The following is a 12,427-nucleotide window of genomic DNA, read 5'->3' on the forward strand; positions in this document are numbered from 1 at the left end:
AACGGTGGTACCCGAACGTCGGCTCCGGCCGAACTCCACTCGACGATTATCGGGTGGGTCGCGCATGCGCTGCAGTCATCGGGTGACGGCTTTGCAGGAGGTTGTTCCACGCATCACGGGATTGTTCTCTCTTCATGGCAAACTCCCACAAGAAAGTTGGGAGTTTCATTTTTCGACCACGCTCCGGCGAAGGTTCACAATAGTGCCGATTGTTGCCACTGCAGCATTGCCAACTGGTGTGGCTCGACGGCTGGTCCATGTCGAAACTTGCCGGATGGATAACGGGCGCTATCGTCCGATGCCGTTGCAGGTGGCTTTCGTTAGAATTTGTTTTCGATTCTTTTATTCGTCTATAACCGGAGGCGAACGTGCCAGGATTACTTCCCCATGTCGACCGCGAGGGACTCCTCGAATATTCGGTCGTTTACACCGACCGATCAATCAATCACATGTCGCAGCTCTTTCAAGGAGTCGTACGCGATATTTCCGGCGCCCTGAAAAAAGTCTACAACGCGAAGTCGGCTGTTGTCGTCCCGGGCAGCGGGACTTTCGGCATGGAGGCCGTCGCCCGGCAGTTCGCGACGAACAGGAAGTGTCTGGTCATCCGCAATGGCTGGTTCAGTTTCCGCTGGTCGCAGATTTTCGACATGGGCGATATTCCATCTGAATCGACGGTGTTGAAGGCGCGTCCGGTCGAACAAGGAAGGCAGGCCGCCTATGCACCGGCTCCGATCGAAGAAGTGGTCGCTGCGATCAAGGAAAACAAGCCGGATCTGGTCTTTGCGCCGCATGTCGAAACTGCATCCGGGATGATGTTGCCTGATGCCTATTTGCGTGCCGTGTCCGACGCTGTTCATGCGGTCGGCGGCATGTTTGTACTGGATTGCATCGCCTCCGGTACGATCTGGGTGGACATGCAGGCCAGTGGCGTCGATGTCCTGATCAGCGCACCGCAAAAAGGATGGAGCGCGTCACCCTGCTGCGCACTGGTCATGCTCAGTCCTCTCGCCCGCGAAAGAATCGACGCAACAACCAGCACCAGTTTCGCGTGCGATCTTCGCAAGTGGCTGCAAATCATGGAAGCCTACGAGAACGGCGGGTTCGCGTACCACGCTACGATGCCCACGGACGGTCTCGCGACGCTGCGTGACGTCATGAAGGAAACCGAGGCGTATGGCTTCGACAAAGTAAGAGCGGAGCAGCTTGAACTCGGCAAGCGCATTCGCTCACTCTTGAGTAGCAAAGGTTTCAAAAGCGTGGCGGCCGAAGGTTTTCAGTCTCCGGGCGTCGTAGTCTGCTACACGGACGATGACGGCATACGATCAGGCAAGAAATTCGCCGAGGCCGGCTTGCAGATCGCGCCCGGCGTTCCCCTTCAATGCGACGAGCCTGAAGACTTCAAGACCTTCCGCGTCGGATTATTTGGCCTGGACAAACTGCATGACGTCGAAGGCGCAGTCGCCAGGCTCGCCAAGGCGTTGGACAGTATTCTTTAGAGCGCTTTTGCGGTACATGTGCGCATGGCTCGCCCTCGCAACCGATCGATAGTAGGGCCCCGGAACCTGCCGGGGCAGCTTATGCGCACGCTTCGATCATTGTCATCATTCGAATATCGGCGTTGATCAAGTGGCTAAGCATCGCTTTCGGGTCATTCGCACGTCGGCGTGCTTTAGCTTATCCGGCACCAACGCGAGTCCAACGCCATTGTCGACACGATCGCAACGAACGGTGCACCCGTTTGCGCCAAACTATCTGACGGGCGCACGAACCTCGCCGTCTACCAGCAGCATGCGCTTCTCGGCCGTGACGATGTATTGCACTTTCTGCGTCGCCGTGACGCTGCCATACGATTCGCCATTTACGAAAACGGAGCCATTCTTCAGTTCAACGATGTCATTGCCGACGCGAGCCCTTCCCTGCGTCCCAACGAGTGTTGCTTCGCTGCGATCCGGCGTAGAAGAACTGCTGACAGACGTGCCAGCCCCGGCGGTGCTTGAACTGCACGATGTCTGGCAACCAGCGATGGTCGACGCAGCAAGCATGGCCAGGATAATGGGAATGCCTTTCATCGATCGCTCCTCTCCTGAATGGCAGCTTATGCACACGGGTTGAGGTTAGATTTTTCGTAGCTTATGCAGGATAACTTATTAATAAATGAGAAACTAACTGAACACTTTGGCCCAGGATCTGCCGAGCTCGCCGGGATTCATCTGGTGGCAGGCTTCACGTCCGCACAATCTTCACAACAATAATAGTGCGAGAAATGTCGATGGCTATTGTTTCAGCACCGAGAAATGTATGGAGATGTAACGGGTATCCACTGTCGGCGAAAGCAGTATGGTCTAACAGCAGGAAACCAAAAGGCTCACCATCACGCGGCTCCCATATGAATGCAAAAACAACGCTTTATATGGTGAGCGCTGAACGAACCGACAATCGGCAGCACGCGACCCACTCCCGCCGTTTGGGCCTGCCCCAGATCAGCGGCGGCTTGTTGGATTCCAGCGGTCATCTTCTATGTACTGGCCGGCAAGCGAGGCTACTCGCCTCTAAAATACTGACGCCGACAAAACCTGTCTTCGATGATGAGACCCCGCGCGGACATCGAAGAGCCCTCTCGTCACCCGGGTTGAACGACGCAATGACCTCGCACAACCGCTGGTCTGACCGTTATCGAACGGCCTGGACGTCATCGAACTTGACTTGTCGCAACCCGCAGCGGGAAAATTAGGAGTTCTTGCAGCCGCGCCCCGCGGCGACAAGTCGGTGTTCGCGTGCCTTCAATGGAGGTTCGTATGAGTTATCACCTGGAAGGTCGTCTACTCGAAGTTTGCAACTGCAAGGTGCTTTGCCCCTGCTGGATCGGCGAGGACCCTGACAACGGTACCTGCGACACCATTGTCGCGTGGCGTATAGACAAGGGAACGGTCGACGGCGTCGATGTAGCCGGCAATACCATCGCGGCCGTCGCTCATGTGCCCGGCAACATCCTGCAAGGCAACTGGACTGCCGCGATCTATGTCGACGACCAAGCCTCAAAGGCGCAGGAAGAGGCACTACTGAAGGTCTATACCGGGCAGGCCGGCGGACCGGTCGCCGACCTCGCCAAGCTCATTGGCCAGGTCGTATCCGTAGAGCGAGCGCCGATCCGCTTTACCGTGGTTGCAGGCAAAGGCGAACTCGAGATCGGCACAAACTACTACGCCGAACTCGAACCCTATCTCGGCGCGACCGGGGGCCAGACCACGCTGTCCGACACCGTGTTCTCGACAGTGCCCGGCGCTCCGGTGTTTGTGGGCAAGGCCCCGACCTATCGATCGAAGAACCCCGCACTCGGCATCGACCTCGACATCAAAAATCACAACGCCCTGCAGAGCACGTTTGTCTTCGATGCATGAGCCCGATGGCCGGCCCAACGTCGGCCCACGCCTCGCGCCATGTTCACGTGTTCCTGCCAGTCCTGGTTGCGCTGATTGCGCTCGCGTGGGTGGTGTTATGGGCGTGGGCGCGTAGTCCATACGGACGCTATCTCGAGCACGGTGACTGGACAGCGTCGGGACCGGCGGCATTTCTGTGCCGTGTTGTTCCTGCGGGCTACGTGGTCGTGCCCGTGGTGCTCTACGCAGTCGCATGGATCCTTATGACAGCGGCCATGATGCTGCCGACCACGTTACCGTTGTTCAATGCCTTCGACCGGTTGACGGCGAGCCGCCCTGACCATTGGTACCTTCTTATGTTGCTCGGCCTGGGCTACATGACGGTGTGGGGAGCCTTCGGACTTTTGGCGCATGCACTTCACAGTGCATTGCTGTCCCTGCTCGCCAGCGTACCCACGCTGGCATGGCACGGCTGGCTGATCGGCGTCGCAGTCATTGCGGTGGCTGGCGCATTTCAGTTCAGCAAGCTCAAGTACCGGTGCCTTGAAAAATGCCGCACGCCCTTGAGCTTCGTCATCGAGCACTGGCGTGGGCACGCGCAGGCCCGGAACGCGTTTGCGCTAGGCGCGCAGCACGGCCTGTTCTGCGTCGGTTGCTGCTGGGCGTTGATGCTATTGATGTTCGCGCTCGGTACCGGCAGCCTCGGCTGGATGCTCCTGCTTGCCGCCGTGATGGCGATCGAAAAGAACGTTCGCTGGGGCAAGCGTCTCAGCACGCCCCTCGGCGTGGCGCTTTTGTCGTGGGCAGTCGTTCTGGTGGTGACCCATGCATGACGCGCGCGGTAGCCTGCTCATTTTGCAGACGATCGTGCTCACTGCTGTGGCGATGCTCGCCTTCGCGGCTAATTCGCTGCTGTGCCGGCTCGCGCTGCAGCGCGGGGAAATCGATCCGGTCAGCTTCGCCGGCATCAGGTTGGTTTCGGGAGCGATCGTGCTCGCCGTCATCGTGCGGTTCAGGTCAGAACGGGCAGCGCCCGGCCATGCCGACTGGCTCGCCGCTGCCATGCTGTTTGTTTACGTCGCCTTCTTCTCCTTCGCGTATCTCACGTTGTCCGCAGGCACGGGCGCATTGATTCTGTTCGGGGCAGTTCAATTGACGATGTTCAGCGTGGGTCTGCGCTCCGGCGAGAAGTTCGGATCCGTCGCATGGCTCGGTCTCGCACTGGCTGTCGCAGGGCTTGTCTACCTGGTGTCGCCGGGGATCGCCGCGCCGCCGCTCGTCGGCGCGGCGTTGATGGCGATAGCGGGCGTCGCATGGGGCGTGTACTCGTTGCGTGGCCGCGGAGTGGCCCACCCGCTCGCAGCGACGGCGGGAAACTTCGCGCGGGCGGCTCCGCTTGCCCTCTTGCTGAGCGTGCTTTTCATCGCCAACGCCCGCGCTTACGCGAACGGGGCCGGGATCGCCCTGGCGATTGCCTCCGGCGCGCTCACGTCCGGCATCGGGTATGTCATCTGGTATGCGGCGCTGAGCAAGCTTACCGCCATGCGAGCCGCCACTGTACAGCTGTCGGTGCCGCTGATCGCTGCATTTGGCGGAGTGGCGTTCCTTTCGGAAGCGATCACGCCGCGCCTGGCTGCGGCTTCCGCAACGATTCTTGGTGGTATCGCGATGGTGCTGACCAGCAAGTCGCGCACATAGCGTCCATCGTGCCGGCGAACCGTATTCCCGATCACGCATGGTCGACCATGCCGACAGACGGCGCGCCATTTCGACTGCGATAGTCATGATCGGCGCACGAAGGTCCGTTGACAGGGGCGGAGCCGACGCTCGAACGTCCCTACCTCGCCGGTCACTGTCCCATGCAAACCGAATGGTTCCCGGGTTCTTTCGTTGAGCTTACTCGACGGCATGCGACCCATTGCCGTCATTCAGACCAAAGCGGGAGCAGCGACCGCTTCTAAGGTCCAACGGACATTCGCTCGCGCAGGTCGACTACCCATTCGGCGGAGTGTCGTTTTCCTGCAAGGGCCGTTGTTGATTAGCCAAGTCATTTTCGGCCAGTCATTTCCTTCCAGCGGTCAATGTCGACGAGTTGCGCACGCGGCTCGGGCACCACCCGGTCCTGCTGTTGACCGCACAGGTCAACACTCGTCGTTTTTACTGCTATTGGTTAGGCGCTGCATCAGATCGCCCTGTCAAGAGTCATCTCGCTGCGCTCTCGGCACAACTTCTGGGAAACGTGCACCGATACAGGGTCCGTTAGCGGAGGACATTGCAGGCTCATCAAAGTGCGCCACAGCGCGCTGTCTGTCTGGAATTCACGGTTTCGAAAAATCTGGCCACGTAGCCCGGCGAATCACGCCAAATGCATCGGGCATTAGGACACGCGGGTTTTCTCGGCCCGGAAGTCGCTCTATCCGTCTGAACTTCCGGCATTTCTGCCGACGAACATGAGGAGAGTGGAGATGCGACTCAACAAAATTCCGACTACAGTCGTCACCGGTTTTTTGGGCGCCGGCAAGACGACACTGGTCAATCATCTTCTCGAACATGCGCGACCGGCGCGTGTCGGCATCGTCGTAAATGAATTCGGTGAAGTCGGCATTGACGGCAACCTGATCGTCGCCGATGAAGACGCGCTGGTGGAGATCAATAACGGCTGCGTTTGCTGCACCGTCCGCAAAGACCTCGTCAAGAGCGTGTCCGAACTACTGGCACGCGCCGGCGAGCCTCCAGCGCGGCTGGTCGTTGAGACTTCGGGGCTTGCCGACCCGGCTCCCGTACTGCAAACATTTCTTGCAGACCCTGATGTGCGGGAACGCGTTGAACTCGAGTCGGTGGTCGCTGTCGTGGACGCTTATCATTTCCATGAGCAGCTCTACGATGAGATCGCCCGTGAGCAGGTCGTGTTTGCGGATCACATCATTGTCAACAAGACAGATCTCGTCAGTGCTAAAGAGGTGACGAGCCTCATCGCACGTATTCGCACACTCAATCCCACCGCGGCGATCGACATCGCGCGTCATGGCGCGGTCGACGTCGAAGCAGTCTTTGGCATCAAGCACTTCTCGCTGGATACATTGCTCCGTGTCGAGCCCGATCTGCTCGACGAAGGCGCGCATGAGCATGAGCACGACAACTCCATTGCGTCGTGTTCGTTCGTCATTCCGGGACCATTGGACGCTACGCGCTTCAATCGCTGGGCCAATCAGCTCGTGCAAACCCACGGGCAACAACTCCTGCGCATGAAAGGTGTACTGAACCTGCACGAAGAGCGCCGCCGCCTGCATTTCCACAGCGTTCACATGCTGCTCGACTCGAGCTTTGGAAAAGCGTGGGCACATGACGAAGCGCGCGACAGCAAGTTCGTGATGATCGGGCGCGACCTGGACATGCCAGCCATGCGCGAGGGCTTGCTCGGTTGCGTGGCTTGAACGAAACGTTTTCCCTACCGCTGTTACACACATCAGGAGTACGAAGATGAAAAAGTCAGAAGCCTACACCGTCAGCATCGGTGTCCTCGCGGTGGCCGATACATGGCTCACGGCCACCGTCTTTCCCGTGCCCGTGTGGGTCACGTTCATCGCCTGGGCATCGTTCTTCGTGTTAGGCGCCGGGCGCGCGGGTTTCGTCAAAAGCGTGGCCTCGAATCTGGTCGGCGCTGTGATCAGCTCGCTCACCCTGCTCGCCATCGCAACAACGAACGGTAGCGCACTGGCGGTTGCGGTGCTGGTCGGCATCGGCAGCGCTGCGATGGTACAGGCGTCGAAGATCAAGTTGCTGGATGTGCTGCCAGCCATCGTCTGGGGGTTTGCATCGACCGTCGGAACAACGGTGGCCGCAGGCAAGCCCATCACCACCTTGGGACTCAGCAACCCAGGCCTCGTCGCCGCCGCCGCGCTCATAACGGGTGCCGCATTCGGGTTCGTGTCAGAAGTGCTGGGCGATGCACTTGCATTCAAGCGCGAGCACAAGCTGGGATAAGGCGTACGCCGACTGGCTGCCAGTCGCTAACTTTCTGGAGCGAACCATGAAACTACAGCACCACCTCGGGGGCATCGAGAATCTGGGCCCCGTCAATGTCGAAACGCGTGTCTTCGTGGAGCCGTGGGAACACCGCATCTTTGGCATTCACACGGCAATGATGGCCGAGAGCAGCCACCTCGGCGATGCGTTACCGGCTTACCCAATCCAGGAACTACCGACTGCGTTCAAAAGCACGTGGACATGGGCGTCTTTGCGCACCGGCGCTGAAGACATGCAGCCCTTCGAGTACTTCAAGTACCGCTACTACGAGAAATGGCTGATGGGCATCTCGCAGTTCTTCGTGGATCAGGGGTACATCACCGCCGATGAATTGACCGAACGCACTTCGCTGTACCGGGCGGATCCCCAGGCTCCGATGCCCGATAGCCCTCGTGCTCCGATCAAGCAGCAGATCGATGCGTATCTCGAGAAAGGAGATTCCGGTTATCACGAACGGCGTGCCCAGGCGCGCTTCTCGAACGGAGAAACAATACGGGTCGCCGATCCTGAAGCGGTCGATCACACCCGTTTACCGGGTTATCTGCGCCGCAAGACCGGCAAGGTGGTGGAGGTCTATCCTGGTACGTTCTCGTACTTCGTTTCAACCGGTGTAGACGGAATCGGTGAGCCGATGGCGGTCTACCGGGTCGCATTCGACGCCGCCGACATCTGGGGCGAGGGCAAGAGCGAGCCCCACACCACGATCTACGCAGACCTGTACGAAGCCTATCTTCAGGCCACCCTCTAACCAGCGCAAAAAGGAATCGTCATGACTCCACTGTTTCAGTATGAAGACGACCGCGAGGCATCGAGCGCAGCCAAAGTACGCGCACTCGAAGCATTGCTGATCGAAAAAGGTGTAATCGGCAGCGACTCGGTCGATGCAGTGCTGCAGCATTTCGAAACCGTCGCCGGTCCGTTCAACGGGGCAAAGATTGTCGCCCGTGCGTGGGTCGACCCTGCGTTCAAGCAGCGCCTCGTCGAGGATACGCCGAAGGCAATCGCCGAACTGGACCTGCCAGCCGGCATGGCCGGTGCGGAAGGTGAACATATGGCGGCCGTTGCAAACGGTGACGGCGTACACAACCTGATCATCTGTACGTTGTGCTCATGTTATCCGTGGCCCGTGCTTGGCCTGCCACCCTACTGGTATAAGGACCCGGTATTTCGAGCACGCGGCGTGCGCGAACCGCGAGCGGTGCTACGTGAATTTGGTGTGGACGTACCAACGGAAACCGAGGTCAAGGTATGGGATAGCAGTGCGCAGATCCGCTGGTTCGTTGTGCCGGAGCGTCCCGCGAACACCGAGCACCTGAGCGAGCAGGAACTGGCTGCGCTCGTGACCCCTGAGTCGATGATGGGTGTCGCGCTGGTCGCGTCTCCCGCTGCCACATAAGGTTAATCATGTTTACGCGCTTCGAAGAATATGCGGCAGCGTCGATGCTCGGTGCTGATGATTCTCCCCCTCGGCTGGACGGCAAGCTGTTTTTTTCCAATCGCTGGGAAAGAGATGTGTTCGGCCTCGCGTTGTCGCTTTCAAAAGCAGGGTACTTCGAGTGGGAAGACTTCCGCCAAAGCCTGATTACGGCAATTGTGCACTGGGAATCCGCACCGTGCGAAGGTCAGCCTCGCTGGGACTATTACGAGCGCTTTCTCGAAGCGCTACTGGATGTGGTCGGCTCAAGCGGTGTCCTGTCGCGTGACGAACTCGCGCAGGTCGTGGTCGCCAGACGCGGGGCGACCACGACGCGCACAGCCGCTAAATCTCCGCACTCGAACAGCCATTGAACTTGAGTCCGTCCCAACCCAGGAGAAACACATGGAAACGCTTAACGCCGTGATGACGCGCTTCAGCTCACCTGCACGTCAGAAAGTGGGCGCAATGTATGTCGCGCTTGCGCTCATCAACATCCTTGCATGGACATGGGCATGGATCGTACTGCGCGCTTCACCCGCGCTGATCGGTACCGCCTTCATCGCCTACAGCTTCGGCTTGCGCCATGCCATGGACGCGGACCATATCGCCGCAATCGACAACGTGACACGCAAACTGATGAACGACGGGAAACGTCCCGTGGCGGTTGGCTTTTTCTTCGCGTTTGGCCATTCGTTGACCGTGGTATTCGGCGCGGTGGCGGTTGCGTTCACAACCAAAGCTCTGGCACATCACTTTGATGCGTTCAAAGAGACCGGCGAAGCAATCGGCACCGTCGTATCAGCGACCTTCCTGATCATGATCGGTGCCATGAATATCGTGCTGCTGCTAGGTCTGTTCCGCGCGTTCGGACGCATGCGTCGCGGCCAGCGCCGTGACGGCGACCTTCGCCTGACGCAATTCGAGGGCAATCTGCTGGCGCGTCTGTTCAGGCCGCTCTTTCGTCTGGTCCGCTCGAGCTGGCTGATGCTGCCGCTGGGTATCCTGTTTGGACTCGGCTTCGAAACCGCCACCGAAATGGCATTGTTCGGCACGTCGGCCGCTCAGGCCTCGGCCGGCTTTTCGATCTGGACCATCCTGGTGTTTCCATGCCTGTTCGCGGCAGGCATGATAACCATCGATACGACCGACGGCATTCTGATGCTGGGCGCCTATGGCTGGGCCTTCGTCAAGCCCCTGCGCAAGCTTTACTACAATCTGACGATTACGCTGATTTCCACGGTCGTTGCGTTGATGATCGGCGGCATCGAGGTGCTTGGACTGCTCGGTGACCAACTGAGCCTGACCGGGCCGTTCTGGCAGGCCATCGGTTGTCTCAACGACAATTTCGGCTTGCTAGGATATGGCATTGTCGCTGTGTTCGTGATCGGCTGGCTGGCGTCTGCGTTGATCTATAAAATGAAGGGGTACGATCGCGAAGCCGCCTCGGCGTAACCCGTGCGCAAACCAGCTCTGACACTGCCCCCCCGACTCTCCATGACCATGACGACCTGAGCGTGTGAACGGGATGAAACAGATCAAAATCGGCGTGATTGTCTTCCCAGGCTTCCAGCTGCTGGATGTTGCTGGACCCAAAGATGCGTTCGCGGAAGTCAAGGTATTGAGTCAAGGCGAGTGCCAATATGAAATGCTCACTGTGGGGACCACGCGCGGCAGTGTGCAGTCGTCGAGCGGGCTGACGGTCGTACCGGATCGCACGATCTTCGACCTGTGCCCGCACTTCGATACGGTGCTGGTCCCGGGGGGCCTCGGAATTTTCGAAACCTTTGACGACCCGGCGCTCAGTGACTGGCTCAAGGAACAATATAAACATGCCCGGCGCGTGTCCGCCATTTGCAATGGCCTGTTCGCGCTGGGATCTGCGGGGCTGCTCAACGACCGCGTGGTGACCACGCACTGGATGGATGTGCCACGTTTGGCCACCACGTTTCCGCGCGCCCGGATCGAGCCGGATCACATCTACGTGAAGGACGGCAGCATTTACACGACGGCAGGAGTGACGGCAGGAATCGATCTTTCCCTGGTGATGATCGAGGAAGATTTTGGCCGAAAAATGGCGCTGGATGTCGCCAAATATCTGATCGTGTATCTGCGACGAGCAGGCGGTCAATCGCAGTTCAGCCCGCTACTCGAATCTCAGGCAGCGCCTGATTCTCAGATGGTGGAGATCCAGCAATATATGCTCGACAATCTTGCCGTGGAGCATACGCTTGCATCGCTCGCCGAGCGCGCTCATATGAGTGCACGCAACATGACCCGCCTGTTCACGAAGGAATGTGGCCTCAGTCCGACACTGTTCCTGAACAACGCGCGTATCGATGCCGCAAGGCGCTATCTGGAGAGCACCGATCTTCCTCTACGCGAGGTTGCCCGACGCTGCGGATTCGATGGTACGGATGGGCTGCGCCGCACCTTCCAGCGGCGACTGCAAATCAACCCGGCTGACTATCGAAGCCGCTTCCGTTCCGCCGATTCGCCTGATCGCACGCGGGATGCTGTCTCTGAGGCACGTTAGAGGCTAGCAACGCACTCGACTTCCAGTCCATTGCCGTAATGCTGCCGATCGTTGCGCAAGTGCTATAGACAGTACTCGAATCTCGGCAGCCGTGGAAGCGGCGGCCATGTCAATGGCCGCTCTCGGAGTTGAAGGGACCCTTGAATGTCCACGTCGAAGCGTCGGCGAACGGCGACTTCTGGCCGAACTGAGCCCGATGACACCAGCTCCGGTCGACCCGGAGCAGCCGTCCGACCCAACACCGTTTCGATGGCGGCTTTCAAGGTCTAGCGGCCGAACCCCAGCAGACGCGAACAGCGGTCTGGCAAAAAATATGGCTCTGCGCGGACTCTGGATGGCTTTTGCCAATGGAGCGCCACGGTTAGGTTGAGTGTCGAGGAATATCAAGGAGCAAGCCAGAAAGCGCTTAGTTCGCTTCTCTGTCTAAACGACGGCCGGAGATACAACGTGTAGTCCGACTTGATGACTTTTTTCACGCTGGGCGCGTACCAATAGGTTCGAGTGAAGGGGACACTGGACAAACGTTCAACCTGCTGCTTTGCGTTGATCCCATGACTTACTATCTTGAAGGCCTCAAATGAACCAGCAGCTACCTGTACTTGCTCGAAGGCAACAATCTCGTCGCGGCCGCTGACGTCAAGGGTTCCGCCGACGGAACGCTGTAAATGATGAAAATCCCAAGTCTTCCCCACCGTCATTGGGAAATTGAGGCTCTCCTCGCTAGGCTCATACGTTGTTCCGGCGGCATCCCGCGTCATGTTCCCCTGATTGTTGAAGTCGATCTCCTTCAGGGGGCCACCGTTCCATGAAGTCGACAACGTCGTTTTCTCCTCGGTTACGGCAGCTATCGTCAGAACATAGGAGGTACCGGGATCGGCGTCGGTTCGTCGTTGAACAATTGTCCACGTGTCACCGACCTTATAGCTCGGTGCAGCAGCGGTCGGCGCGCTTGCCGTCTCCTGCGCCGCGAGGGGGCTCGCCAGGCAGCCGAGCGACAGTGCTGCATAACAAGACTGCCTCGCAAGCATCGACAAGTATGCTGTCACGATATGGTGGTTTTTCACTCGTATCCCC

The 12,427-nt window shown here is 58.9% G+C and carries 13 protein-coding genes; 11 read left to right on the forward strand and 2 right to left on the reverse strand.

The annotated features are described in order from the left end of the window. Positions 1-368 precede the first annotated feature (368 nt). Positions 369-1,496, forward strand: coding sequence for an aminotransferase class V-fold PLP-dependent enzyme (locus P3T20_RS33055; protein ID WP_429289047.1), 1,128 nt, complete (start codon positions 369-371; stop codon positions 1,494-1,496). A gap of 252 nt (positions 1,497-1,748) precedes the next feature. On the opposite strand, the gene P3T20_RS33060 is transcribed toward P3T20_RS33055, so the two are convergent. Beyond that, the gene (locus P3T20_RS33060) at positions 1,749-2,069 is read right to left on the reverse strand and encodes a hypothetical protein (RefSeq protein ID WP_429289048.1); all 321 of its coding nucleotides are present in this window, start codon (positions 2,067-2,069) and stop codon (positions 1,749-1,751) included. A 726-nt stretch (positions 2,070-2,795) separates the two neighbouring features. On the opposite strand from P3T20_RS33060, the gene P3T20_RS33065 reads away from it, so the two are divergent. From P3T20_RS33065 to P3T20_RS33110, 10 genes are all read left to right on the forward strand, one after another. Continuing rightward, entirely contained in the window at positions 2,796-3,398 is a 603-nt protein-coding gene (locus tag P3T20_RS33065; protein WP_074268523.1) for a DUF1326 domain-containing protein, read from the forward strand. After that, positions 3,395-4,210: a DUF2182 domain-containing protein gene (locus P3T20_RS33070; protein ID WP_429289049.1), complete on the forward strand. Its 816-nt coding sequence runs from the start codon at positions 3,395-3,397 to the stop codon at positions 4,208-4,210. Before P3T20_RS33065 ends, P3T20_RS33070 begins: the two co-directional genes overlap by 4 nt. After that, a complete protein-coding gene (locus P3T20_RS33075) occupies positions 4,203-5,075 on the forward strand; it encodes a DMT family transporter (protein ID WP_429289050.1) in 873 nt (290 codons plus the stop codon). The genes P3T20_RS33070 and P3T20_RS33075 overlap by 8 nt, the downstream gene beginning before the upstream one ends. Before the next feature lie 767 nt (positions 5,076-5,842). Beyond that, complete coding sequence (locus tag P3T20_RS33080; RefSeq protein WP_429289051.1) at positions 5,843-6,811, forward strand: CobW family GTP-binding protein; 969 nt, start codon at positions 5,843-5,845, stop codon at positions 6,809-6,811. A gap of 46 nt (positions 6,812-6,857) precedes the next feature. Continuing rightward, entirely contained in the window at positions 6,858-7,361 is a 504-nt protein-coding gene (locus tag P3T20_RS33085; RefSeq protein WP_144158400.1) for a DUF1097 domain-containing protein, read from the forward strand. Positions 7,362-7,407: 46 nt separating this feature from the next. Then, positions 7,408-8,151, forward strand: a complete 744-nt coding sequence (gene nthB / locus P3T20_RS33090; RefSeq protein ID WP_429289052.1) for a nitrile hydratase subunit beta — start codon at positions 7,408-7,410, stop codon at positions 8,149-8,151. 21 nt (positions 8,152-8,172) lie between these two features. Then, positions 8,173-8,799: a nitrile hydratase subunit alpha gene (gene nthA / locus P3T20_RS33095; RefSeq protein WP_429289053.1), complete on the forward strand. Its 627-nt coding sequence runs from the start codon at positions 8,173-8,175 to the stop codon at positions 8,797-8,799. Positions 8,800-8,807: 8 nt separating this feature from the next. Then, complete coding sequence (locus tag P3T20_RS33100) at positions 8,808-9,191, forward strand: nitrile hydratase accessory protein (protein ID WP_429289054.1); 384 nt, start codon at positions 8,808-8,810, stop codon at positions 9,189-9,191. A 31-nt stretch (positions 9,192-9,222) separates the two neighbouring features. Further along, positions 9,223-10,272 carry a HoxN/HupN/NixA family nickel/cobalt transporter gene (locus P3T20_RS33105; RefSeq protein ID WP_429289055.1) on the forward strand — a complete coding sequence of 350 codons (1,050 nt, stop codon included), beginning with the start codon at positions 9,223-9,225 and terminating at the stop codon, positions 10,270-10,272. 73 nt (positions 10,273-10,345) lie between these two features. Next, positions 10,346-11,353, forward strand: coding sequence for a GlxA family transcriptional regulator (locus P3T20_RS33110; RefSeq protein WP_429289056.1), 1,008 nt, complete (start codon positions 10,346-10,348; stop codon positions 11,351-11,353). 383 nt (positions 11,354-11,736) lie between these two features. On the opposite strand, the gene P3T20_RS33115 is transcribed toward P3T20_RS33110, so the two are convergent. Then, a complete protein-coding gene (locus P3T20_RS33115; RefSeq protein WP_429289057.1) occupies positions 11,737-12,417 on the reverse strand; it encodes a hypothetical protein in 681 nt (226 codons plus the stop codon). Between the last annotated feature and the right edge of the window lie 10 nt (positions 12,418-12,427).

It is taken from the genome of Paraburkholderia sp. GAS206C (assembly GCF_050435645.1).
GTDB classification, from domain to species: Bacteria; Pseudomonadota; Gammaproteobacteria; order Burkholderiales; family Burkholderiaceae; genus Paraburkholderia; species Paraburkholderia phenazinium_B.

Coding starts and splice junctions, on each gene's coding strand:
- P3T20_RS33075 (WP_429289050.1), top strand. CDS start 4,203: ATGCATGACGCGCGCGGTAGCCTGCTCATTTTGCAGACGATCGTGCTC.
- P3T20_RS33080 (WP_429289051.1), top strand. CDS start 5,843: ATGCGACTCAACAAAATTCCGACTACAGTCGTCACCGGTTTTTTGGGC.
- P3T20_RS33110 (WP_429289056.1), top strand. CDS start 10,346: ATGAAACAGATCAAAATCGGCGTGATTGTCTTCCCAGGCTTCCAGCTG.
- P3T20_RS33070 (WP_429289049.1), top strand. CDS start 3,395: ATGAGCCCGATGGCCGGCCCAACGTCGGCCCACGCCTCGCGCCATGTT.
- P3T20_RS33085 (WP_144158400.1), top strand. CDS start 6,858: ATGAAAAAGTCAGAAGCCTACACCGTCAGCATCGGTGTCCTCGCGGTG.
- P3T20_RS33100 (WP_429289054.1), top strand. CDS start 8,808: ATGTTTACGCGCTTCGAAGAATATGCGGCAGCGTCGATGCTCGGTGCT.
- P3T20_RS33065 (WP_074268523.1), top strand. CDS start 2,796: ATGAGTTATCACCTGGAAGGTCGTCTACTCGAAGTTTGCAACTGCAAG.
- nthA (WP_429289053.1), top strand. CDS start 8,173: ATGACTCCACTGTTTCAGTATGAAGACGACCGCGAGGCATCGAGCGCA.
- nthB (WP_429289052.1), top strand. CDS start 7,408: ATGAAACTACAGCACCACCTCGGGGGCATCGAGAATCTGGGCCCCGTC.
- P3T20_RS33105 (WP_429289055.1), top strand. CDS start 9,223: ATGGAAACGCTTAACGCCGTGATGACGCGCTTCAGCTCACCTGCACGT.
- P3T20_RS33060 (WP_429289048.1), bottom strand. CDS start 2,069: ATGAAAGGCATTCCCATTATCCTGGCCATGCTTGCTGCGTCGACCATC.